21 protein-coding genes are annotated in these 25781 nt (G+C 33.2%); 11 read left to right on the top strand and 10 right to left on the bottom strand.

Going from position 1 to position 25781, the window contains the following annotated elements; translation table 11 throughout:
- Position 1: 1 nt before the first annotated feature.
- Together VOI25_RS02610 and VOI25_RS02605 are read left to right on the top strand one after the other, a co-directional pair.
- Entirely contained in the window at positions 2 to 781 is a 780-nt protein-coding gene (locus tag VOI25_RS02610; protein WP_323787393.1) for a DUF4292 domain-containing protein, read from the top strand.
- Positions 771 to 1997 (top strand): murein hydrolase activator EnvC family protein, encoded by a 1227-nt coding sequence (locus tag VOI25_RS02605; RefSeq protein ID WP_323787392.1) that lies wholly within the window; start codon positions 771 to 773, stop codon positions 1995 to 1997. The genes VOI25_RS02610 and VOI25_RS02605 overlap by 11 nt, the downstream gene beginning before the upstream one ends.
- 1 nt (position 1998) lies before the next feature.
- Here the strand turns inward: VOI25_RS02605 and VOI25_RS02600 are convergent, their stop codons facing one another.
- A complete protein-coding gene (locus VOI25_RS02600; protein ID WP_323787390.1) occupies positions 1999 to 2511 on the bottom strand; it encodes an acyl-CoA thioesterase in 513 nt (170 codons plus the stop codon).
- Positions 2512 to 2610: 99 nt separating this feature from the next.
- Entirely contained in the window at positions 2611 to 3552 is a 942-nt protein-coding gene (locus VOI25_RS02595; protein ID WP_323787389.1) for an SPOR domain-containing protein, read from the bottom strand.
- A gap of 100 nt (positions 3553 to 3652) precedes the next feature.
- Between VOI25_RS02595 and dprA the strand changes: the two genes are divergently transcribed.
- Entirely contained in the window at positions 3653 to 4756 is a 1104-nt protein-coding gene (dprA, locus tag VOI25_RS02590; RefSeq protein ID WP_323787388.1) for a DNA-processing protein DprA, read from the top strand.
- Here dprA and VOI25_RS02585 read toward each other — a convergent pair.
- Entirely contained in the window at positions 4739 to 4921 is a 183-nt protein-coding gene (locus VOI25_RS02585; protein ID WP_323787387.1) for a hypothetical protein, read from the bottom strand. The genes dprA and VOI25_RS02585 overlap by 18 nt on opposite strands.
- 1 nt (position 4922) lies before the next feature.
- On the bottom strand, positions 4923 to 5891 hold the full coding sequence (gene trpS / locus VOI25_RS02580; protein ID WP_323787386.1) for a tryptophan--tRNA ligase: 969 nt from the start codon (positions 5889 to 5891) through the stop codon (positions 4923 to 4925).
- Positions 5892 to 6004: 113 nt separating this feature from the next.
- Between trpS and VOI25_RS02575 the strand changes: the two genes are divergently transcribed.
- Positions 6005 to 6769 carry a lysophospholipid acyltransferase family protein gene (locus tag VOI25_RS02575; RefSeq protein ID WP_323787385.1) on the top strand — a complete coding sequence of 255 codons (765 nt, stop codon included), beginning with the start codon at positions 6005 to 6007 and terminating at the stop codon, positions 6767 to 6769.
- Between the two features lie 51 nt (positions 6770 to 6820).
- Here VOI25_RS02575 and VOI25_RS02570 read toward each other — a convergent pair whose 3' ends face one another.
- The 4 genes from VOI25_RS02570 to recA all read right to left on the bottom strand — a co-directional run bounded on the left by VOI25_RS02570 (position 6821) and on the right by recA (position 10677).
- Complete coding sequence (locus VOI25_RS02570) at positions 6821 to 8560, bottom strand: hypothetical protein (RefSeq protein WP_323787384.1); 1740 nt, start codon at positions 8558 to 8560, stop codon at positions 6821 to 6823.
- Positions 8560 to 9102, bottom strand: coding sequence for an RNA polymerase sigma factor (locus VOI25_RS02565; protein WP_323787383.1), 543 nt, complete (start codon positions 9100 to 9102; stop codon positions 8560 to 8562). The genes VOI25_RS02570 and VOI25_RS02565 overlap by 1 nt, the downstream gene beginning before the upstream one ends.
- 33 nt (positions 9103 to 9135) lie before the next feature.
- Positions 9136 to 9549 carry a hypothetical protein gene (locus VOI25_RS02560; protein WP_323787382.1) on the bottom strand — a complete coding sequence of 138 codons (414 nt, stop codon included), beginning with the start codon at positions 9547 to 9549 and terminating at the stop codon, positions 9136 to 9138.
- Positions 9550 to 9672: 123 nt separating this feature from the next.
- Positions 9673 to 10677, bottom strand: coding sequence for a recombinase RecA (recA, locus tag VOI25_RS02555; protein WP_323787381.1), 1005 nt, complete (start codon positions 10675 to 10677; stop codon positions 9673 to 9675).
- Between the two features lie 447 nt (positions 10678 to 11124).
- Between recA and VOI25_RS02550 the strand changes: the two genes are divergently transcribed.
- Positions 11125 to 12189, top strand: coding sequence for a rhodanese-related sulfurtransferase (locus tag VOI25_RS02550; RefSeq protein WP_323787380.1), 1065 nt, complete (start codon positions 11125 to 11127; stop codon positions 12187 to 12189).
- Between the two features lie 35 nt (positions 12190 to 12224).
- Here VOI25_RS02550 and VOI25_RS02545 read toward each other — a convergent pair whose 3' ends face one another.
- Positions 12225 to 13649: a peptidoglycan DD-metalloendopeptidase family protein gene (locus VOI25_RS02545; protein WP_323787379.1), complete on the bottom strand. Its 1425-nt coding sequence runs from the start codon at positions 13647 to 13649 to the stop codon at positions 12225 to 12227.
- Between the two features lie 235 nt (positions 13650 to 13884).
- Here VOI25_RS02545 and VOI25_RS02540 point away from each other — a divergent pair, with 235 nt between their 5' ends.
- The 5 genes from VOI25_RS02540 (at position 13885) to VOI25_RS02520 (ending at position 19351) form a co-directional block, all read left to right on the top strand.
- Positions 13885 to 15057, top strand: coding sequence for a regulatory iron-sulfur-containing complex subunit RicT (locus tag VOI25_RS02540; protein WP_323787378.1), 1173 nt, complete (start codon positions 13885 to 13887; stop codon positions 15055 to 15057).
- Positions 15044 to 15544, top strand: coding sequence for a gliding motility lipoprotein GldH (locus VOI25_RS02535; protein ID WP_323787377.1), 501 nt, complete (start codon positions 15044 to 15046; stop codon positions 15542 to 15544). The genes VOI25_RS02540 and VOI25_RS02535 overlap by 14 nt, the downstream gene beginning before the upstream one ends.
- 2 nt (positions 15545 to 15546) lie before the next feature.
- Positions 15547 to 17901: a penicillin-binding protein 1A gene (locus tag VOI25_RS02530; RefSeq protein ID WP_323787376.1), complete on the top strand. Its 2355-nt coding sequence runs from the start codon at positions 15547 to 15549 to the stop codon at positions 17899 to 17901.
- Positions 17902 to 17994: 93 nt separating this feature from the next.
- On the top strand, positions 17995 to 18696 hold the full coding sequence (locus VOI25_RS02525) for a CoA transferase subunit A (protein WP_323787375.1): 702 nt from the start codon (positions 17995 to 17997) through the stop codon (positions 18694 to 18696).
- Between the two features lies 1 nt (position 18697).
- A complete protein-coding gene (locus VOI25_RS02520; RefSeq protein ID WP_323787374.1) occupies positions 18698 to 19351 on the top strand; it encodes a CoA transferase subunit B in 654 nt (217 codons plus the stop codon).
- Positions 19352 to 19748: 397 nt separating this feature from the next.
- Here VOI25_RS02520 and VOI25_RS02515 read toward each other — a convergent pair whose 3' ends face one another.
- A complete protein-coding gene (locus tag VOI25_RS02515) occupies positions 19749 to 21440 on the bottom strand; it encodes an ABC transporter ATP-binding protein (RefSeq protein ID WP_323787373.1) in 1692 nt (563 codons plus the stop codon).
- Between the two features lie 232 nt (positions 21441 to 21672).
- Between VOI25_RS02515 and VOI25_RS02510 the strand changes: the two genes are divergently transcribed.
- The gene (locus VOI25_RS02510) at positions 21673 to 25551 is read left to right on the top strand and encodes a M14 family zinc carboxypeptidase (RefSeq protein ID WP_323787372.1); all 3879 of its coding nucleotides are present in this window, start codon (positions 21673 to 21675) and stop codon (positions 25549 to 25551) included.
- The last annotated feature ends 230 nt before the right edge of the window (positions 25552 to 25781 follow it).

Raw genomic sequence — 25781 nt, 5'->3', positions numbered from 1 at the left:
TATGAAAATCATAAAACTTAGTATCCTTCTTTTAGTTTGTCTTGCAATATCTTGTAAGTCAGCAAGAACAATTGCAAGTTCTGGAGAAATTGACAATACCATTTCTGCGAAGCAATTGATTAAGGAAAACACAAAGCAAGATTCTAAATTTAAAACCCTTCAAGCACGAGTTAAAATTGATTACACTCAGGATTTACAAGAACAAGGCTACACCGTTAATCTTAGAATGGAAAAGGATAAAACCATTTGGATTAGTGCTACTTTAGGATTAGCTAGAGCCATGATTACCCCAAATGAAGTAAGTTTTTATGATAAAATAAACAACCAATACTTTAAAGGTGATTATACATTATTAAGTAATTTATTGGGTGTTGAATTGAATTTTAAAAAAGTGCAAAGTTTACTTTTAGGAGAGTCGCTTTTTAATTTGAAAGATGGAAAGTATATCGCTTCGACTAATGATAAATCATACATTTTACAACCTAAAGAGCAAGCTGTATTGTTAGAACTTTTTTTGTTATTGAATCCTTCTCATTTTAAAATGGATTCACAACAGTTAATGCAACCCCTAAAGAAGCGCTTTCTTCAAGTGGATTATCTAGCCTATCAGGATGTTGATAAAGAAATTCTGCCAAAAGACATTAAAATTATGGCAGTTGAAAATAATGAAGAAGTTATTATTGCTATGGAATACAAATCGGTTTCACTTAATGAAGAAGTCCGTTTTCCATTTAAAATTCCTTCAGGATTTAAAGAAATAATATTAGACGATGCACCATAAACCAACCTACATCATTGTTTTGATTTGCTTATTTTTAAGTATGCCTCATGCTAATTCTCAAAGTAGCAAACAAAAGGAACTAGAAGCGAAACGCCAAAAATATCAGAACGAGCTAAAGCAAATTAACGCACTCTTGTTTTCAGATAAAAAAAAGGAAAAGTCTTTAGTGTCTTTAGTTGAAGATTTAAACACCAAGGTAAATGTAAGACGTAATTTAATCAAGGTAACTAACGATCAAGCAAATCTGTTAACTCGCGAAATTAACGCCAATCAAAACGAAATTACAAGTTTAAGAGATCAACTTAAAGAGTTAAAAGATAATTATGCCGATATGATTGTAAAGTCATATAAAAGCAAATCTGAACAAAGCCGAGTGATGTTTCTATTGTCTTCAGATAATTTCAAACAAGCCTACAAACGTTTACAATACATCAAACAATATACGAGCTATCAAGAAGAACAAGGAGAACTTATAAAAGCCAAAACTCTTAAATTACAAGAACTTAATACTGATTTATTACGTCAAAAAAAGGACAAAGACCGACTTGTATTAGAGAATAGAGAAGTAAAAAAACAGCTTGAAATTGAACTTAAAGAACAGGAAGAGTTAATGGTTTCTATTCGAAAAAACCTAAACACATATGCTTCTCAAGCCAAGAAAAAGCAACAAGAAATAAATAGAATTGATCGTGAGATAGATCGCTTAATTCGTGAAGCTATAGCAGCTTCAAATAAGAAAGCAGGCAAAACGTCTTCACCTACAAGTAAATTTGTATTAACTCCTGAGGCTAAAGCATTGGCTAGAAACTTCGAATCTAATAAAGGAAAATTACCTTGGCCAGTAGAAAAAGGAGTGGTGAAAGTTAAATATGGAACGCAACCGTCTCCAATTGACAGAACGGTTACTATAAATAGTCAAGGTGTGAAAATAGCCACCGAAAAAGGCACTAAAGTAAGAGCAGTTTTTGATGGTGAAGTGTCCCAGATTTTAGTGATTCCTAATGCTAATCCTGTGGTTATGATTCGACATGGTAATTATATTACTGTATATAAAAACATGTCTAAAATTTACGTTAAGAAAGGCGATAAAGTCGTTACTAAACAGGAAATAGGAGAAGTTTTTACAAATCAATCTAATGGAGAAACCATGTTAGGTTTTGGTGTGTATAAAGATTCTAAAACACAAAATCCAGCCATTTGGGTATTTAAAATGTAAATTAAGACGTAAACAATGCTTTCAATTCTGTAGCCTCACTTGGTTTCATTTTTCCAGCAAGAACTAAACTTAATTGTTTACGTCGTAAAGCGCCTTCAAAACGTTCTTTTTCTAAAGCACTTTCGGCAATAAGCTGAGGTACTTTAACAGGACGTCCGGTTTCATCAACAGCAACAAAGGTGTAAATCGCTTCATTAGCCTTAATACTTTCACCAGATTCCCTGTCTTCAATCCAAACATCAAGATATACTTCCATCGAACTGCTAAATGCACGAGATACTTTAGCCTCAACAGTTACTACACTGCCTAAAGGAATAGATCTATTAAACGCAACATGATTTACTGATGCCGTTACTACAATACGCCTACTGTGACGTCTTGCAGCAATACTTGCCGCCCGATCCATTCGTGCTAAAAGCTCACCACCAAAGAGATTATTTATCGGATTGGTTTCACTTGGTAAGACCAAATCGGTCATAATGGTTTTTGAATGAAATGCTGTTTTTGGTTTCATAAAAATGCGCAATAGTTAGTTCCGATTGAACGGAAATATCATTTTGATTTGAAACCACAAAGGTAAGGTGAAATATGATTTTTGAAAGAGAATATACAATTAATCTAAAGCTTTAACCAATAACCAAGCATCTCTGTTATGCTCACGCTTTACTTGTTTTAATGCCTGCAATGCTTCTAATCTATCAGAATAGCTAGCATAAACAACTTGATGAAGTCCGTATTTATTGGCTCCAATTTTTCTCGCCTTATAACCTTTAGCTCTAAGTTGGTCAACTTTTTTATCAGAATTGGCCTCTATTCTAAAAGCTCCAGCAACAATATGGTAATTGCCTGTTTGTTGTTTTTCTACAGAAAGGGTAGCAGCTGGTAATGGATTATCAATAATAAAAGTTGCCTCTTGGACTTTTGCCTCCAATCGCTGATTAGCCTCTTCTTGAGCTAATTGATTATGACTTTCAATTTGATTTCCATAATAGTTTGAAGCACTGAAACCTCCTATAGTTAACGCAATAAGCGCAATTGCGGCATACTTTAAATAAGGACGCGATTTACGTTTTTCAGGTGTAACAGTAAGAGGAATTACATCTTCTATAGCTTCAGCTTCTTTTTTATACACTTCACGAGAAATATCTGAAGAAGTAAATTGAGTTAAACCAAAAGCATCCGTTAGGTAATTGATATGAAGTGAAGGTTCAAAATTAATTTTTCCTTCTTTATTCAGCAACAACTCTCCTATGTTTTCAAATGCAATCGTTTCGCCTTCAACTAAATAAGATTTAATTGACTTGACGTGCTTAGCAACTTTTTCTACAGCAACTTCGTAAGGAATCTTCTCAACATCAGCTATATAATTCGCCAATAAACCATCATTATTTTGTAGTTGTTCGTTAAACGACAAGGCTTTTTTTGGAGGATAAAAAGCATGTGTTGTTTCGTGAATTTTTGCAGATACTCGATGTGTTAAAAAGGCACCAAACTCAGGTACAGTTACACAATCATATCTATATAATAAATCGCTGATGTAAGTCTCTAGTTGCATAGAAACAAAGTTAAAAATTTTTAAACGCGAATAAAACATCCGCTTAAGTATTTATTAACAAGGTATTTTTATTATTTTCATAGAATATAATCTATATAAAATGTCAGAAGACGAACTAATTTATGTTTTAGCCTTGCAGCACGTTCCAAAAATTGGAGATGTTACGGCTAAAAAGTTAATCAATTATTGTGGTTCTGCGGAAGCTGTACTTAAAGAAAAACGACAACATCTTCTTAAAATTGATGGGATCGGATTGTCTACGATTAAAGGATTATTTAATTCTGAACACTTAAAAGCAGCAGAAGATGAACTTCAGTTTATTAAAGAAAACAAAATTTCTTGCTTGTATTTTACTGAAGATTTGTATCCAGAGAAATTGAAACATTGTATTGATGCTCCAATATTGTTGTTTCAAAAGGGTAATGTAAATCTAAAACAGCAACGAATTATTAGTATTGTTGGCACTCGAAGAATCACAACCTTTGGCGTTGCATTTTGTGAAAAACTCATCGAACAATTAGCAGTTTTTAATCCAATTATCGTATCTGGATTTGCGTATGGAACTGATATTACTGCACAAAAAGCAGCTATGAAACACAACTTACAAACTATTGGGTGTTTGGCCCATGGTTTAAATCAGGTGTATCCAAAAACACATAAAAAATACATAGCGAATGTTGAAAAGAATGGTGGATTTTTAAGTGATTTTTGGAGCACAGACAGTTTTGATAGAAACAATTTTTTAAAACGTAACCGAATTATTGCTGGAATAAGCCAAGCAACTATTGTTATTGAATCTGCCGAAAAAGGCGGAAGTTTAGTCACTGCTGATATTGCCAATTCATACAATAGAGATGTATTTGCCGTTCCAGGTCGCGTTACTGATAGCCAAAGTTTAGGTTGTAATAATTTAATTAAATTTCAACAGGCACATGTGCTATCAAATCCATTAGATATTCCTTATATTTTAAATTGGGAGTTAGAAACCAAGACACAACCTGTCATTCAAAAACAGCTATTTGTGGAGCTGACTGCTGAAGAAAAAATTATTTATGATTATCTAAAAGAACAGGATAAGCAATTGTTAGATAGTATTGCTTTAGAATGTAAAATGCCCATCTTTAAAGTTGCAAGTATTTTATTAACGATGGAATTAAAAGGCGTCACCCGACCACTTCCAGGTAAATTATTTGAGCTTGTTTAGTTTCTTGCGTTCTACGAAAAAGTGAATTAAATTGACTAGTATAAGAAGAAAGGCAATTGCAATAAGAACCCAGTCCATATTGTCCTTTTCAGAACCTACTCGTGAAACTATCAACAATCCCATTGCAGAGGTATTTAAAAGGGTAAACCATATTAATTTTTTCATTTTAATAACCCGTTTTTTCTCTAACTCGTTTTAGAACATCATTAGCAACAGCTCTTGCTTTTTCAGCTCCAATGGCTAAAGCAGCATCAACTTCATTAAGATTTGCCATATAATGATCATATCGTTCACGTTGCGCAGCAAAGGTTGAAAGCATTAATTCGTATAACGCTTGTTTTGCATGACCATAACCATAACCTCCATTTTCATAGTTAGACTTCATCGTTTTAATTTCAGAATCTGAAGCCAATAACTTATATAGAGCAAAACAGTTACAAGTTTTCCAATCTTTAGGGTCTTCTATAGGGGTACTGTCTGTTTCGATAGACATGATTTGCTTACGTAGTTTTTTTTCAGGTAAAAATATATTGATAATATTGCCTTTGCTTTTACTCATTTTTGCACCATCAGTACCTGGAATCAACATGGTGTCTTCTTGAACCTTTCCTTCTGGCAGCACAAAAGTTTCACCCATTTTGGCATGAAATCTAGATGCCACATCACGAGTCATTTCAATATGTTGTAGTTGATCTTTTCCAACAGGAATAATTTCTGAATCGTATAATAATATATCTGCAGCCATCAACATAGGATAAGAAAATAATCCAGCGTTAACATCCTCTAATCGATCAGCCTTATCTTTAAAACTATGAGCAAGTGTTAATCGTTGGTAAGGAAAGAAACAACTCAAATACCAAGATAATTCAGCAACTTGAGGAATATCACTTTGTCTGTAAAACACAGTTTCATTAACATCTAGTCCAAAAGCTAACCAAGTAGCTGCAGTAGAGTAGGTATTTTGACGAAGTGTTTTAGCATCTTTTATTTGTGTAAGCGAATGCATATCTGCAATAAATAAAAATGATTCATTTTTTTCATCGTTTGCCATTTTTATTGCTGGTAAGATTGCGCCTAAAATATTACCCAAATGTGGTGTTCCTGTACTTTGTATTCCTGTAAGTATTCTTGCCATAATTATTTTCCGTTACAACGGAAATATATTTAATTCCTATTTCAACTTATATCGTCAGCAAAGGTACTTTTTTTAGTAGAATTGTTGAATTAATTTGAGTAGTTTTGAGCCACATGAAGCTATTTAAGTACATCTTTTGGGTATTATATCGTATATGGTTCTACATTTTGGTAGCGCTTCCAATTATAATTCTATTTCCTATACTGGTTATTTCAATCCTTAGAGAATCTTGGTATCCATTCTTTTTTAAGATTGCTCGTTTTTGGGCTTGGTTTATTTTGATTGGTATGGGTTTTAATGTGAAAATTGAAAGAGAGCAAATTCTAGAAGCTTCAAAAAGCTATATGTTTATTGCTAATCACACATCGATGGCAGATATCATGCTCATGTTAGTTACTGTGAAAAACCCATTTGTTTTTGTTGGAAAAAAGGAATTAGCAAAAATCCCATTGTTTGGGTTTTTCTATAAACGCACAAGTATTTTAGTTGACAGAAGTAGCCCTAAAAGTAGACAAGCTGTTTTCTTGAGAGCGCAACGACGATTAAAACAAGGCATGAGTATTTGTATTTTTCCGGAAGGCGGAGTTCCTGACGAACAAATAGTTTTAGATGCATTTAAAGATGGAGCGTTTAGAATGGCAATAAACCATCATATTCCTATTGTTCCAATAACTTTCGGAGATAACAAAAAGCGATTTTCGTATACGTTTTTTAGCGGAAGTCCTGGTCTTATGAGAGCTAAAACCCATAAATTTATTTCTACAGAAAAATCAACAATTGAAGATACTAGAAAACTTAATGAAGAATCACACATTCTAATTTTAAACCAATTAACTGTATTTAATAAAACTCAAAAAGCCACTCTTGGCACAGAGTAGCTTTTTGATTGCTATTGTATCAACAATAACTTCTAACCAACTAAAAAAAACCTAAAACTTAAAACTGAGTCCTGTATATACACCTATGAAAAAAGGTTTAAAATCTCCAGAGGTATTATTGAACGTATTTATTTGATACTTGAAGGTTGGATCAAGATTAAATTGAAACTGTTTTGAAATATTATAGTCAATACCAACACCAAAATTGGCTGTATAACTCAAATCCTTTACATTACTAGCTTCTCCTAAACGAGTACGATCACCATTATTTAAAACTGCATACACATCATTATCACTTAAAATTAGTGCACTAAAACCACCTATTAAGTTTAATCCTATTTTACGTTCTACGACGTTGTATTCAATTTCAATTGGGACTTCGATAAAACCAAGTTGTTGATCTAACGAGCCTTGTTCTTGAGTAAATAAAGTGGCAGGAGCATTATCAAACTTAAAATTACGTGCACTATAAATAGAATGTGTACTCATACTATCTACCAAGTTTACATTCGCTATTTGACGATTAGCACTTGCTACCGGATTATTGTTTTCAAAAATTAGCACATCGTTTGTTTTTTGTCCTAATTGAATTTTATTGACACCTGCTCTAATTTTGAATTTTTTATTTAATGCATAACTTCCGTTAACACCATAACTCATACTTATTTCAGGTTCTTTGGTGTTTTCTACAAATTGAAGATCTAAAGATGAGCCTTCTCCTAAAGAACTAAAATAAACAGGCGCTACGTTTGGTGAAACGCTCCACCTGTTTAGTTTCTCTTCCTCTTCTTCTTTTTCATCTGTATTCTCGGCTTCAGCAATTGCATTTTCTATAGTATTAACATCGTCCTCTTTTTCTTTGTTTTGGGTATCTTCTGTTGAATTGTTTTCAATTTCAGTAGTGCTTTTTTCTTCTGTATTTACGTTAGCAACAGTTGTTTTTGAATCCGTTTTATTCGACTTAAGAATGGCATCAATTTCAGATGGATTCTTAATCGTATTTTGTGTCTCTCTATTTTTATTTAATGCTGTCTTTGCGGTAATTGTATCCGTGTTTTTATCCTTAGTAGTAACATCAGCAACAGTCCTACTTGGATTAGTTTTTGTTGACTTAAGAATGGCATCAATTTCAGTTTTATCCTTAATGGAGTTTTGTGAATCTTGATTGTTTTTAGAGGTTGATTTTGAAGTACTTGCTACGGCATCTTTGGTTAAGGATTTATCAATCAAACCTCTTTTATCTTTTTGAATTTTATTATAATCTTTAGAATTAGTAGAACTACTATTATTTTTGTTTTCATGAGAGTTTTCTCCGTTAGAATCCTCTGAAACTAGCACTGGATTAACTTTTGTGTCTGAAGTAATAGTGTTACTCCTGTTTTTATTCATTGTTGATTCGTCTTCTTCAGCGGAAGTATTAGTGTTGGTGTCAACAATTTCTACTGGAATATCTGTTCCCAATAATTCTTTAGATGCATCCTTTAGTATTAAGGTATTACTGTCATCTTGAGAATTGGAGTTAGTATTTGTTTTGTTGTCATCAACAATAGTATCTTTTGAAATACCATGTTCATCAGAGGTGTTAAATAATTGGTTAGCAACTGTAAATAAAACAACCAAACCTGCAGCTATTCCAGCAACTCTCCACCAAATAGGAATGACACGACGTTTTTTGCGTTTGTCTTCATGTAGTTTTGCTTCTATGTTTTCCCAGACATAATCTTTGGGAGCAACCTCAAAGTTTTTGAGTTGCTCTTTAAAGAGTTTGTCGATATTCTTTTTTTCGTTCATTATAAACTTTGCGAATTACTATTCGCTTTGTATTGTTCTACTTTTTCCTTTAAAATCAATCGTGCTCTAGCAAGATTAGATTTTGATGTGCCTGTTGAAATGTCAAGCATTTTCGCAATTTCTTTATGAGAGAAATCATCTAAGGCATACAAGTTAAATACCAATCTGTAACGATCTGGTAAGTCTTGAATGATTTGTAATAAAAAATCTAAGTTAATACTGTCTTCATCAACTTCAACTGTAACATCTTCAATTTGATTCTCATTAATTATGTCAAAAACACCAACACTTCTATAGCGTTGCAAGGCTGTGTTTATAGTTATTCTTTTTAACCAACCTTCAAAAGAGCCTTTACTTTTAAACTGGTCTATTTTTTTAAAAATAGTAACATATGCATCTTGTAAATTATCTTCAGCTTCTGCATAGTTACGCGAATACTTCAAGCAAATCGAAAACAGTTTACTCGCATAGAGCTTGTATATTTGACTTTGAGCCTGAGCATCATTTTTTTTACATTGTGCTATGAGTTGTTCTAAACTCAAACGTATTGGTTTTATTAATTTATACGAATTTAATTAGTCTACTACAGGAACCTCTACGATATAGTAGATGTCATTACCACTTTCATCATCACCTTGCCAAAACCTAAATACGTAAGGTCCAACGCTGTTTACTCTAAAATTAAATGTTGCTTCTACCTCTTCATTTTCAAATGTTTCACAATCTTGATTAGGAAAAACGCTAGTGATAATCGCAATGGTTCTCTGATCGCCTTCACTTACGTAATAAAAATCATTAAATAAATGACAACCAGTAGGTCTTAAGTAGGTCATGGTTATTTGATATGTATTTCCAAACTGAAATTCTGTAGGCATATCAACGCTTTCAATAGGTAAGGTTTCATAAAAAAATTCTTGCGAATCATCACCTTCAACACTACATGATAATGCAGAGCAGATTAAAAAACCTAGTAAAAATAATTTTTTCATATAATTAAATATTTAGGCAATACGAGCCTTAATCACTACGTAGATGCAATAGTTACATAAAGGTTGCGTCTAAAAAGCAAAAAAATCCCAATTAAGGGATTTTTTGTGTGTATTTGTTTTGTTTTAGGCGTCACCTTTAATGAGCGCTCTTACCTTAGCTTCGAGTTCATCTATCAATTCAGGATTGTCTTTTATTAAGGCTTTAACAGCATCTCGACCTTGTCCGAGTTTGGTTTCTCCATAACTAAACCAAGAACCACTCTTTTTTATGATTTCATGTTCAACGGCTAAATCTAAAATCTCGCCTACTTTAGATATCCCTTCACCATACATAATATCAAACTCACACATTTTAAAAGGTGGAGCGACTTTATTTTTTACAACTTTGACTCTAGTTTTATTTCCAGCAACATTACCATCAGTTTCTTTAATTTGAGTAGAGCGTCTAATATCTAATCTAACCGAAGCATAAAATTTCAATGCATTTCCTCCAGTTGTTGTTTCTGGGTTCCCAAACATTACTCCAATTTTTTCTCTTAACTGGTTAATAAAAATAACCGTACAATTCGTTTTACTAATTGACCCAGTTAATTTTCTTAATGCTTGCGACATTAAACGTGCATGAAGACCCATTTTTGAGTCTCCCATTTCACCTTCAATTTCACTTTTAGGAGTTAGTGCTGCAACAGAATCTATAACCACAATGTCTATGGCTCCTGAGCGAATTAAATTATCAGTAATTTCAAGCGCTTGCTCACCATTATCTGGTTGAGAGATGATAAGATTATCAATATCTACACCTAATTTTTCAGCATAAGTTCTGTCAAAAGCATGTTCTGCATCTATAAAAGCAGCAATTCCTCCAGCTTTTTGTGCCTCAGCAATAGCATGTAACGTTAGTGTTGTTTTACCTGATGATTCTGGTCCGTAAATTTCAACTACTCTTCCTCTAGGGTAACCTCCAACACCTAAAGCAATATCTAGTCCCAAAGAACCAGAAGATATGGCATCAACATCAACGACTGCCTGGTCGCTCATTTTCATTACTGTACCCTTACCGTAGGCTTTATCAAGCTTGTCTAAGGTTAGTTTTAAGGCTTTTAATTTTGCGTCTTTTTCACTGCTCATTTCAATCTGTTTTTATTTGATAGGTCTGCTAAATTACAATAACTTTTAATTTTTTTCAATCTTCTGACGCAACCTTTTTAAACATTTTGCATCTACTAATTGAGATTGGGAAATCTTGCTATGAAAAAAGTCAGGAAACTGACATATCCACTTAAATTTAATTCTTGTAATCAGAATGAAATTTTTTAGAAAAATTATTTTTAACAACTCATTAGGTGTTTCAGTTGCTGTACATGTCAACAGTAATTGTAAAGCCGATGGAGGCTAACTCGCTAAATATTTTTAAGATCAAATTAAAAATATTAATAATAACGAGTTAGTCCTCAAAAAAGCCCTTTAGATCGTCTAAAGGGCTTTTTTATGCTTGTGATTTGAAATTCTGTTAAAATTTATACCTTTGCAACTCATTACAAAAAAATAGTCTTTAACCTTAAAAATTAGTATAGCATGCAACTGTACAATAACTTAAGTGCTAAAGAAAGAGCAGAACTTATTGAACAAGCGGGAAAAGAACGCTTAACCATCTCTTTCTATAAGTACGCCAAAATTGGCAATACCGAAATTTTCAGAAACCACATGTTTTTAGCTTGGAACGATTTTGACGTTTTAGGTAGAATTTACATCGCTAAGGAAGGCATTAATGCACAACTTTCTGTTCCTGCTGAAAACTTTGAACCTTTTAAAAATCATTTAGATACCATTTCCTTTTTAGAAAATGTAAGACTTAACATTGCTGTAGAGCATGATAATTTTGCTTTTTTAAAGCTAAAAGTAAAAGTGCGCCATAAAATTGTTGCAGATGGCTTAAATGATAACACTTTTGATGTTACCAATAAAGGTGTGCATGTTGGTGCTGAAAAGTTTAATAAACTCATTGAAGATCCAAATACAGTTTTGGTTGATATGCGCAATCATTATGAAAGTGAGATTGGACATTTTAAAAACGCTGTGACTCCAGATGTAGATACGTTTAGAGAATCTTTAGACTTAATTGAAGAAGATCTTAGAGAACATAAGGAAGATAAAAACCTAGTGATGTATTGCACAGGTGGAATTCGATGTGAGAAAGCTAGTGCTTACTACAAACACAAAGGATTTAAAAATGTATTTCAGTTAGAAGGAGGTATTATTAATTATGTACGACAAGTTGAAGCCAATAATTTGGAAAATAAATTTTTAGGTAAAAACTTTGTTTTTGATGAACGTCGATCAGAGCGAATTTCTGATGATGTCATTGCTAATTGTCATCAATGTGGTAAACCAGCAGATCTGCATACAAATTGTGCTAATGAAGCTTGTCATTTATTATTTATACAATGTGATGACTGCAAAGCACAAATGGAAAACTGTTGTTCTTCAAATTGTATGGAAATTAATAGATTGCCTTTTGAAGAGCAAAAAGAATTACGAAAAGGTCAAGGTAATAGTAATGATATTTTCAAAAAAGGAAGGGCAGATCATTTGCCTTATAAAAAAGACTTAAGAAACATTTTTGAGGTCTTAAAAAAATAGAAAAAGGCTCCATTTTAAATTGGAGCCTTTTTATTTTATTCTTTAATTAGCTTAATTGTTTTCATTTCGTTAGTATCACTTTCAAGCCTTACAAAATACATTCCGTTTGATAAACTTGAGGGATTTATTTCAATAATTCCATTTGAATCATCTTCAATGGAAAATACAGATTTTCCTAAAACATCTAGAATATGAGCTTTTACCACTTTACTTGATGAAGAAATGTTAATGACATCATTAAACGGATTTGGAAATATTGAAGTTTGATTAAAACTAGTCTCATCTACACCTAAAGAACTTGTAACATTAAATGTATGTGAAATGGTATCTCCACCAAAAGTAGCACGCCATGTCCATTCACCTACCATTTCAAAATAGCCTGTATAAGCGCCATATTGATAATACCAACTAGGAGATGTTGTTTGAACGGTAACATTCCAATTACCAAATAAAGAGGTATTATCTGGTCTTAGAATTTCAAAACTAATAATATCTCCAACGGTCTGGTCTCTTACAAAAACAGTAAAATAAAATTCATCATCAGTTTCAAAGTCATTGCTTAAATTGGGTGTTTCGCTTGTTGGACAAGGAGGAAATACACTAGGAGCAGCACTATGCGTTAATACAGCATTTATTTTTGGATCAGAATAAGGCCGTTGAGATTGCCACCAAGAATCAGGATTCATAGTATTACAAGTCCCAGAATATGGATCTATTAAATCAACACCTACACCATTTACGTTATTTTCGTAAACTTCAAAATGTAAATGAGGAATATCAGATTGGCCAGAACTTCCTACAATACCTAAATATTCCCCTTCAGAAACCATATCTCCAACAATTTTTGTTGTAGTAGAACCATTTTTCATATGTCCATAAAGCGCGACACTTCCGTCGCTATGTTGTATTACCACTATATTCCAAGGTGTTGTTGTACTTTGGGAACAACTAAGATCAAATTCACCATCTCTAATAAAAACGATTTGGCCAGGAGCTGCTGCAATAATTTCAACACCGTCGTCTTCTAACATTTTCCACGGGAATGGCCATGTAACAATATCAACTCCTTTATGATTATATCCACCTGTGGTGTCATAAGTCCTTGTGCCACAATTAAAATCGGTAAGCTGATTCGGGAATCCTGAATTATGATCTACATAATTATAAATGCTATAAAAATCGTTGAAGGTTACATCATTAGCTTTTTGCACAGGCCAAATAAATAGCGGGTGATTTCCTCGTCGTTGTTCTGAAAATGACAGTTTATCATCTAACCTCAAATTTTCAATATTAACTTTAATGTCCTGAATCAGATCACTTCTTTGTTCTGGAGTTAAACACGCTTTTTTATCAGGATTAATAGGAGGTCCTGCGCTAACAGAAGGAGCACCAGGTGTTTGAGCAATTCCGAAACATGTGATAAGCATTGTCAAAAGGAATAGTGTAATTTTTGAATTCATAATTATTGGTTTTAAGTTTATATGATATCATCTAAAATAAATTAGAAAGTAAGCATAAGATACCAATTTTATTTTAAAACCCTGTATTACAATATTTTATGTCATTATTTAGAAATGTAAATCACCTATTTTTTTCAATTATTATACTCGATAAATAATCTTATCTTTACATTTCAAAAGAATTATGAATCGTCTTCTGGAAACACTGTTTTTCAGAATCTATATAAAAAATTTTATGAGTTGTAACAGTTGCTCAACTGGAAAAGATGGACAACCAAAAGGATGTAAAAACAATGGAACTTGCGGCACAGATAGCTGCAATAAACTTACTGTTTTTGACTGGTTGGCCAATATGTCGTTGCCTCAAGGAGAAGAACCTTTTATAGGTGTTGAGGTACGTTTCAAAAACGGAAGAAAACAATACTACAAAAACACCGAAAACCTCACGTTAAGCATAGGAGATATTGTTGCTACACAAGCACAATCTGGACATGATATCGGTATGGTAACCCTTACAGGTGAATTGGTTAGAGTGCAAATGAAGCGCAAAAAAATAGAAATTAATGACGAAGAAAATGTCTTGAAACTCTATAGAAAAGCGTCTCAAAAAGATATTGATGTTTGGTCAGATGCCAGAGACAAAGAAGAACCAATGAAGGTGAAAGCACGTCAATTTGCTATAGACCTAAAGCTTAAAATGAAAATTTCTGATATCGAATATCAAGGAGATGCAAGTAAAGCTACGTTTTATTATACTGCCGAAGAACGTGTAGATTTTAGAGAACTTATTAAATTATTTGCACGCGAATTTAGAACGCGTATTGAGATGAAACAAGTTGGTTTTCGTCAAGAAGCTGCTCGTCTCGGAGGTATAGGTTCATGCGGGCGAGAACTATGCTGCTCTACTTGGTTAACCGATTTTAGGTCAGTTAGTACATCTGCAGCGAGATATCAACAACTCTCACTTAATCCGCTAAAGTTAGCTGGTCAGTGTGGGAAACTTAAATGTTGTTTAAATTATGAATTGGATGCTTATCTAGATGCCTTAAAAGCTTTTCCGAAAAAAGACACCAAATTATATACTGAAAAAGGAACTGCTGTTTGTCAAAAAACAGATATTTTTAAAGGACATCTTTGGTATGCTTACGAAGGGGAATGGATGAATTGGCATGTTCTGAATACAGATCAAGTCAAAGAAATTATTGATAAGAATAAAGCGAAACAGAAAATAGCAAGCTTAGAAGAATATGCAGCAGAATTGATTGAAGATACTAAAACTGAGTTTGAAAACGTTGTTGGTCAAGATAGCCTAACACGTTTCGATAGTCCAAAACATAAAAACAAACGTAGAAATAATAAAGGAAAACAAAGACGTCGTCAAAAGCCTCAGAATAATGCCAAAAAGTAAGTATTGCATTGTTTTACTAATGTTCATGATTGCGGTTTCATGCGATTCTAATCGTGTATTTGACCAATATAAGTCTGTGCCAGATCAATGGCATAAAGATTCAGTTATTTCATTTATGGTTTCACCACCCGATACCATAAATAATTATAATTTGTTTATTAATTTGAGAAATACAAACGATTATAAGTATAGTAACTTGTATTTAGTAGTTGAGTTAAATTATCCGAATGGAAAGACTTTAAAAGATACATTAGAATATAGAATGGCAGCACCAGATGGAACATTTTTAGGTTCAGGTCTAACAGATTTAAAAGAAAATAAACTTTGGTATAAAGGGTATGATCAACCTTTCGTTTTTAATGAAGCTGGAGACTACCAAATTAATATTCAACATGCCATGCGGAAAAATGGAGAAGTAAAAGGTGTGTTAAATCTCGAAGGCATTACAGATGTTGGTTTTAGAATTGAGGAAGATAATTCAAATTGATTATGGCAAAAAAAACAGTAAAAAAGAAATCAGCATCTACAGCATCCGGAGATTTTTCTAAATACGTACGCTGGTTTTGGATGACATTTACAGGTGGTGTTTTGTTATTTGTACTCATGTTTTTATTTGCGTCATGGGGACTTTTGGGAGAAATGCCAGATCATACTATTCTAGAGAACCCTAAAACTCATTTAGCTACTGAAATTATTTCTTCAGATGATAAAACTCTAGGGAAATTTTATTTAAATGATAATCGTACTCCAGTTGATTACAAAGAATTACCAAAACACTTAGTTGATGCATTAGTTGCTACTGAAGATATTAGATATTATGACCATTCTGGTATTGATGCTCGAGGAACACTTAGAGCAATTGCCAAATTTGGAAAAGGAGGAGGAGCGAGTACGATTTCACAACAATTAGCGAAACAACTATTTACAAAACAAGTATCTTCAAATAAAATACAACGCGTATTTCAAAAAGTAAGAGAATGGGTTATTGCTATTCGACTTGAGCGTCAATACACAAAAGAAGAAATTATTGCGATGTATTTCAATATTTATGATTTTGGAAATAACGCTGATGGTATTAGAAGTGCTGCACGAATATATTTTGGGAAAGAACCAAAAGAGTTAGACATTAAAGAATCAGCAATGTTGGTTGGGATGTTTAAGAATTCATCGTTGTATAATCCTAGATCGCATCGTAATCCTGAAGGTACAAAGAATAGAAGAAATGTTGTATTTAGCCAAATGGAAAAGTATGAGTTCATTTCTGAAACTCAAAAAGATTCACTTCAAAAAACAGAATTAGATTTGAACTATTCTCCAGAATCTCATCGTGAAGGAATTGCTACTTACTTTAGAGCATATTTAGATGGTTTTATGAAAGATTGGATTAAAAATAATCCTAAACCTGATGGTGAAAATTATAATCTGTACAATGATGGACTTAAAATTTATACCACTATAGATTCCAGAATGCAGGAATATGCTGAGAACGCTGTGCAACGACACATGCCAAGGCTACAAGCAGAATTTGATCATCAGAATACACCAGATAGAAATAAAACAGCACCCTTTTTAGAACTTGATGAAAGTGAAATAAAATCTTTAATGAAAAACTCGATGAGACGTTCTGAGCGCTGGAGAGTTTTGAAAAGTAAAGGCAAGACCGAAAAAGAGATTGAAGCATCTTTTGATAAACCGAAACAAATGACTGTGTTTGCATGGATAGATGGTAAAGCATCTGAGATAGATACGGTTATGAAACCTATTGATTCTATGCGCTATTATAAATCATTTTTGCAACCTGGAATGATGTCTATGGATCCCCAAACTGGACATGTTAAAGCTTGGGTAGGAGGAATGAATTATAGGCATTTTCAATACGATCATGTCAAACAAGGTAAACGACAAGTTGGCTCTACATTTAAACCATTTGTGTATGCAACTGCGATAGATCAATTGCATTTATCGCCTTGTGATACGTTACCAAGACAACAAATAACTATTGAGGCCGACAAATATGGTAATCCAGATCCTTGGACGACTAAAAATTCCGATGGTCGTTACGATGGGTTTTTAACCTTAAAAGCTGCTTTGGCAGGTTCAGTAAACACTGTAACGGCTCGATTAATGGACAAAGTAGGACCGCAACCAGTTATAGATATGGCAAGAAATTTAGGAGTAGAATCAGATATTCCTCCTGTTCCTGCCATTTCATTAGGAACTCCAGATTTAAGCGTATATGAAATGGTTGCTGCTTATGCTACGTTTGCAAATAAAGGCGTTTACAATAAACCAGTAATGGTGACTCGTATTGAAGATAAAAACGGGACTGTTTTGTACCAGTTTACACCTGAAAGTCGTGATGTGTTAAGTGATGAAGTAGCCTATACCACAGTAAATTTAATGCAAGGTGTTGTTGAATCTGGTTCGGGTAGACGATTAGTGCATAGTTGGGCAACAAAAGTACCTGAATATAAAGAAGTCATTACAGGCTATCCATACGAATTAACCAATCCAATAGCAGGTAAAACAGGAACAACACAAAATCAAAGTGATGGTTGGTTTATGGGAATGGTTCCAAATTTGGTCACAGGTGTTTGGGTAGGAGCAGAAGATAGAGCCGCTCATTTTAAGACGATAACTTACGGCCAAGGTGCAGCTATGGCATTACCAATTTGGGCTTTATATATGAAAGAATGTTATGCAGATTCAGAATTAAATATTTCTAAAGGAAATTTTGAGAAACCACAAAACCTTTCAATTGAAGTAGATTGTAGCAAATTAGTTGATGATGATTCAACTGAGAAAGATCCAGTTGATGATTTAAAAGATGTTCTTGATTTTTAATCAATAAGCCAAAGAATTTCGAAAAAAATCCAAAGCCATTCATTTTAGAATGGCTTTTTTATTTCGTATTTTTCGGTATCAAAATTTATAATAATGATAAATAAAAAAGTAGCTAATGTTTCCGAAGCTTTGGATGATGTAAAGGACAATATGACCTTTATGTTTGGAGGCTTTGGCTTATCTGGAATCCCAGAAAATGCTATTGCAGAACTCGTGAAAATTGGAGCCAAAGGCCTTAAATGTATTTCTAATAATGCTGGTGTTGATGATTTTGGATTAGGTTTATTGCTACAAGGGAAGCAGATTGATAAAATGACATCATCTTATGTTGGCGAGAATGACGAATTTGAGAGACAAATGCTATCTGGTGAATTAGAAGTTGAATTAATACCGCAAGGAACTTTAGCCGAACGTTGTAGAGCTGCTCAGGCAGGTTTTCCGGCATTTTTTACACCTGCAGGTTATGGTACTGAAGTAGCAGAAGGAAAGGAAACTCGAGAATTTGATGGAAAAATGTATGTGTTAGAACATGCGTTTAATGCAGATTTTGCATTCGTAAAAGCATGGAAAGGTGATGCCGCAGGTAACCTAATCTTTAAAGGAACAGCTCGAAACTTTAACCCGAATATGTGTGGTGCAGCAAAAATCACAGTTGCCGAGGTTGAAGAATTAGTGCCTGTTGGTGAATTAGACCCAAATCAAATTCATATACCTGGTATTTTTGTGCAACGCATTTTTAAAGGTGAACACTACGAGAAAAGAATTGAACAAAGAACTGTAAGACAAAGAGATTAATATGTTAGATAAAAACGGAATTGCAAAGCGAATAGCAAAAGAAGTTCAAGATGGTTATTATGTTAACCTAGGGATTGGTATTCCTACTTTAGTAGCTAATTATGTGCGAGATGATATAGAAGTTGAGTTTCAAAGTGAAAATGGTGTTTTAGGAATGGGACCCTTTCCTTTTGAAGGAGAAGAAGATGCAGACATCATTAATGCAGGAAAGCAAACTATTACGACACTACCTGGAGCTAGTTTTTTTGATTCGGCTACAAGTTTTTCAATGATAAGAGGTAAACATGTTGACTTAACAATTTTAGGCGCAATGGAAGTGTCAGAAAATGGAGACATCGCAAATTGGAAAATTCCAGGGAAAATGGTTAAGGGAATGGGAGGCGCAATGGATCTTGTTGCTAGTGCTGAAAACATTATAGTGGCTATGATGCATACCAATAGAGCAGGGCACTCTAAATTGTTATCAAAATGTTCGTTACCATTAACAGGTGTAGGCTGTGTAAAAAAAGTAGTTACTAATTTAGCTGTAATGGAGGTTACAGGTCAAGGTTTTAAACTTTTAGAACGAGCACCAGGTGTTTCAGTTGAAGATATAAAAAATGCAACCGAAGGCACTTTAATTATTGAAGGTGATATTCCTGAAATGAACATTTGATAGGAGTTTAATAAATAACGACTATGCACAACCACTTTTTAGTGGTTTTTTTGTTTCCTATTGAAAATTAATATCTAACAATTTGTAAGAAAAAACCTCAAAACACTTGTAAAAAGTTAAAATTTTATGTATTTCATCGATTTATTGTGTATTTAGTCTGATTAATTAAAAATAGGTTACATATTTACAAAACCAAATCAAAACAAACTATTAACCAAATTTACCATAAACTTAACTTTATGATTTGCCCCAAATCTATCATAAATTTTAACCTATGAACTTTTTTGCCCCAAATCTACTTAAACCTACGGTTTCTGAAAATAAGATAAAAATTAATTTCAGAAGCACATTAAGATTGCTCAAAAACATCTTAAACCTAACTAAAAAAATATTCATGCTATAATCCTTTTGGAATGGCATGAATAAGTTTTTTAGTGTATTCTTTTTTCGGACTGTCGTAGATGGTATCTGCATCGTCCATTTCTTCTACTTTTCCTTTATTCATAACTAATAATTGATCAGACATATACTTAACGACCGCAAGATCGTGTGAGATAAATATGTATGTAAATCCGAAATTATCCTTTAGGTCATTTAATAAATTTAATACTTGTGCTTGAACCGAAATATCTAAAGCAGAAACCGATTCATCACAAATAATCAATTTTGGTTTTAAAGCAATGGCTCTTGCAATTCCAATTCTTTGTCGTTGACCTCCTGAAAATTCATGAGGATACCGATTAAAATAATTTTCGTCAAGTCCTACTTTTAATAATAATTCTAATACTTTTTCTTTTCTATCAGAATCAGAAGAGCCTATCCCATGAACTTTCATGGGTTCCATAATGGCTTTTCCTACAGGAATTCTCGGATTTAAAGAGGCATAGGGATCTTGAAAAATTATTTGAATATCCTTTCTTAGTTGTCGTACGGCAGTTGTACTGAGTTTAGTGATATCAGAGTTGCGATATAAAATTTGTCCAGCAGTCGATTTATCTAGCAATAGAATAGCGTTTGCTAAAGTCGATTTACCACAACCAGATTCGCCAACTAACCCTAAAGTTTCGCCTTCGTATAATTTAAAGCTAACCTGATTTACAGCCTTAAATGATTCTAATTTCCCAAACCAACCAGATTTTGAGAGGTATTCTTTTTCAAGATTTTTAACTTCTAATAAAGGTGGTTTATCATATAAGGTTTTATGAGCTAGCTTACGTTGAGTTGTTGTAATTGTTTCAGTTTTTGAATTCCCTTCCATAAAATCTTTTATAGTAGGTAAACGCTTTAAACGAACAGCTAAAGAAGGTTTAGAACTTAGCAATGCTTTAGTATAAATGTGTTGAGGATTGTTGAAAATATCGGCCACATGTCCTTGTTCAACAACGGTACCTTGATACATCACTAAAATCCGATCTGCAATCTCTGAAACAAGTGCTAAATCATGAGAAATAAATATTATACTCATATTTTCTTCAGCTTGTAACTGTTTTAAAAGTTCAATAATATCCTTTTGAACAGTTACATCTAGAGCTGTTGTAGGTTCATCTGCAATTAATAGTTTTGGTTTGCAAGCAATTGCCATGGCAATCATGACACGTTGCTTTTGTCCACCAGATATTTCATGAGGATAGGCTTTGTATATGCGGTCTGGTCTTGGTAATTTTACTTTTTCAAAAAGCGAAAGTGTTTCAGCTTTAGCTTCAGATTTTGTTAAGTCGGTGTGTTGAAGAAGAATTTCAATAACCTGTTTTCCGCAGGTCATTGAAGGATTTAAAGAACTCATTGGTTCTTGAAAAATCATTGCAATATCATTTCCTCTAATTTTTTGGAACTCATTTGAAGACAGTGTCGTTAAATCCTTGTTGTTGAAGTTAATTATTCCGTTAGTGATTTTAGAAATTTTCTTTGGAAGTAACCCTAACACAGCCAATGATGATACAGATTTCCCTGAACCTGACTCGCCTACAATTCCAAGAATTTCATTGGTATTTATATGATAGGAAATATTGTGAATAATCTCAGTCTCGTTTTCTTTATTAAAAAATGAGATTGAAAGGTCATTTACATCTAGCAAAATGGTATTTGGCATATGTAAAAATAGAAAATTTGTACATGATGAAATATTAAAAAACATCTTTTGTATTTCTTAACACCTAAAGGACAAATAATTAAATTTTAACCAACACGCTGGTTATCAATAATTTATGTATTTTTATGTTTTTTAAACGTGCATTTCATCGATATTTTATGCATTTCATGGATGAAAAGTAATTAATATGTTATATATTAGCCAAGACAAAATTATTGAAATCCCAAATTAAATGAAAAAAATCACACTCACCTTAGCCGCTTTATTGCTGTTTTTACTTAATGTAAATTCACAAATTTTACAAATTGAAGCCCAAGATTTAGAAAAAGAAAAGGCCGAAAAATACATTACAACCAAAGGCGAACTTACGTTTACTTTTCAAATAGAAAGAGCAGAAGATTTGGAAATCTTAACACGTAATATGTCTTTAGTTAATTATGATTCTAGCACCAAAACAGTTAAAGCTTGGGCCAATGAGACTCAGTTTAGACAATTTGAAACTAAAAACATTCCTTTTACTATTCCAAAAAGTGAAAACGAAGTAGATGAATCTGCTATATATGATGTTAGACCCTTAGCTGCGAGAGCTCCAGGTGATCAACTTTCATTTCCTTTAACTAGTTACCCAACATATGCCGAGTATGAACATCAAATGGAACATTTTGAAGATGATAATCCTGGTTTAGTTGAAATGGTTAGTATTGGTCTAACTGGCCAAGGAGATAAAGAATTGTTGTTTGTTAAAATATCAGACAATGTAGCTACCGATGAACAGGAGCCAAAACTAATGTTAACATCATCAATGCATGGCGATGAGATTGCTGGTTACCCAATGATGCTTACATTAATAGATTATATAATAACCGTTTATAACAATACTGGTCATGCAGATCATGCCAGAGTTAAAAATTTAGTGGAGAATGCAGAAATTTGGATTAATCCAAGTGCAAATCCGGATGGAACTTATCATAATAGCGCTTCTAATACCTCAGTTGTGCAAGCGAGAAGAGGAAACGGAAATAATATAGATCTTAATAGAAATTATCCAGATAATGTGGCTGGTCCTCATGACGATGGAAATGCTTACCAAACAGAAACTTTGGCATTTATGGCCTTAGCTGATGCACATGATTTTGTAATTTCTGCCAACTTCCATGGAGGAACAGAATTAGTTAATTACCCTTTTGATAATGCGTATTCCGCTCAATATATTCATGCAGATAATGATTGGTTTGAACATATAGGTGTTGAATATGCAACACATTGTCAAACAGATGCGAATTCTGGTACAACCTCAACACCTGCATATACTAATAAAGCTTCTTATATGACAGATGATGATGATTGGGATGAGAATGCTGGAAACCAAGCTTGGCATAATGATTACGCGCAAAGTCCTGGAGTTACGCATGGTGCTGAATGGTATCGTGTATATGGAGGAAGACAAGATTATATGAATTTTTATCAACAATGTAGAGAAGTTACTATTGAATTGTCTGATGTTAAAATTTTAGCCGAAAGCTCGTTAGATGACTATTGGTATTACAATAGAGATGCGTTATTAGACTATTTAACTCAAGGAACTTACGGCTTTAGAGGTGTTGTTGAAGATGCAATAACGAACAATCCAATTGAAGATGTAAAAGTGACTGTAGTTGGTCATGATGCTTACGGTTCAGAAATATATACAGATAATCATGGTGCATATTACAGACCAATTAAAGGAGGAACATACAGTCTTCTTTTTGAAGCACCATGTTATCAATCTGTAACAGTATCGAGCCAATCTATTACTGATGGAACTACAGTTACTTTGGCAAATGTTCAACTTACTCCTATTATCCCTTCCGTTCCTAATAGTTTAAATGCGTCAGCTATAACAACAAATTCGGCGACTTTGAGTTGGTCGTCAACAGGTTCGATTTTTGATTTGAGATATAGAGAAGTTGGAGCTCCATCATGGATTGATGTTCTTGGATTAACAACCAATTCTCATAATCTTACTGGACTTAGTATAGCATCAAATTATGAATTTGAAGTAAGATCTATTTGTGGAGCAAGCACTTCAGTATATTCGGCAAGTTTTAGTTTTACAACATCATCAGTTTCGTATTGTGCATCTCAAGGAAATGATTTTTCAGATGAATTTATTTCTAGAGTCCAATTAAATACTATAGATAATAATTCTGGAGCACAAGGCTATTCAGATTTTACCAATATTAAGACAACTCTTATTCCAGGTGAAAGTTATACGATAACAGTCACTCCGCAATGGACAGGTAGTACGTATTCAGAAGGTTACAGAGTCTGGATAGATTATAATAGAGACGGTACATTTACAACTGCAGAGCGTGTAATGAACCAATCTCCTACTCAAAACACTTCTGTAAGTGCGACATTCAATGTTCCATCAGGTGTGGTTTTAGGGACAACAAGAATGAGAGTTTCAATGCGTTATAATACTCTCCCAAATACATGTGGATCTTATGATTATGGTGAAGTGGAAGATTATACCATTAATTTATTTGATGGTTTAGTGTATAGTGCTAATACTTGGACACCAAACGCTCCAACTAATTTGACAGCGTCGAAAAATGTACTTATTGAAGACGGCACCTATAATGTAATTAGTACAGATATTAGTATGAATAATTTAACTGTTAATTCTGGAGCTATTATTAATGTAGATCAAGCATCTAATGTGACATTAGGAGGAAACATTATAAATAATGGAGTTTTCACATTAAATTCAGATTCGAATGAATTTTCGAGTTTACTAGTTGACGGTACAGTAATGGGAGATGTTGAGTACAAACGTCATGTCACCTCAAATTCGGGAGGAAATGATATTATTGCACCACCAGTAAGTGGAGAAGCATTTACGAGTTTTATTTCAAATAATTCAAATGTATTTGCAAATTCGGGACAGACGCTTTATTTGTTTGGACCTTTTGAAAAGCCATTAAATGATTATGGATTATTTTCAAATGTAGAGGCCGTAAATTTAGAAGCAGCAAAAGGCTATCGAGCAGCATCTACAAATGATGATACATTTACATTTACAGGAGCAGTGACCACAGGTCCTTTAACAGTTCCAATCATACATTCAGGGACAGATTATGCGAAGTGGAATTTAATAGGTAATCCGTATACGTCCTATATAAAGCTAGAAGATTTTTTATCAGCCAATTTAAATGAATTAGATCCTAATACAGTTGCGGTTTATGGCTATGATGCAGATTTAACATTTGGAACGGAATGGACAATTTGGAATATGGCTTATTCAGATAATAATCCAGGAGCTTTAATTGCACCTGGACAAGGATTTTTTGTGTCCTCCAAGGTAGCAGGATCGAATGTTAGTTTTACACCATCCATGAGGTCTACAGGAACAACAGATGATTTTATTGCAGGAAGAAATGCAAACTTAGCTCATTTTGTAATAACCATGAGTAAGCCAGATAGAACCTATAATACAGACATCTACTTTAAGGATAATGCCACTTTAGGACTGAACATAGGCTATGATGCAGAATTGTTTTCAGAAGAGCCTTCAACATTTTCGATTTATACAGAATTAACTGAATCAGGTCAAGATTTAAACATGGCTATTCAAACGATAGGATTCGATGATGTTAATGGGACCACTGTAATTCCAGTTGGGATTAATTTACTACAAGGCCAACAAGTGACCATTGGAATGGATACTTCAGATTTGCAATACAATGTATATTTTGAAGACACACTAACAAATACAGTGACACTATTAAACACATCAGATTATAATTTAACAGCTACCACAGATTTAATAGGAACAGGACGTTTTTATGTTAGATTTGAAGCGGAAACCTTATCCGTATTAGAATCTAATCTTAATGAGCTACAGATTTATAATAATTCAGATACAAAAGAAATCATAGTAAAGGGACAATTAACAGAAGCCACTTCATTTGTACTCTATGATATTCAAGGTAGAGCAATACTAAGAACAGATTTAGACACGAGTAATGTAATAAATACAATAGATGCATCAAATTACTCAAAAGGTGTTTATTTAGTTCAACTTACAGATGCGGTTAGTACAATTAGTAAAAAGCTAATTATAAGATAAATAGACATCACACATATTACAATAAATATAAAAGCTCAGATGTTAATCTGAGCTTTTTTTACAATTTAAAATGTTAAAACTAAGTTTCCTTTTGTGACTATTAATGGTCTTAAGGGTCTATAAGTTATGTATCTCGTCGATTCTTTAGACCTTATGCATAAAAAAAAACAATAATGTTATATATTTATCGATTCTAAATTCTTTAATGCTCTATTATAATGAAAATTAAA

It is taken from the genome of Psychroserpens sp. (genome assembly GCF_034670085.1).
Taxonomy (GTDB): domain Bacteria; phylum Bacteroidota; class Bacteroidia; order Flavobacteriales; family Flavobacteriaceae; genus Psychroserpens.
This window is presented reverse-complemented; position numbering and strand designations above follow the sequence as displayed.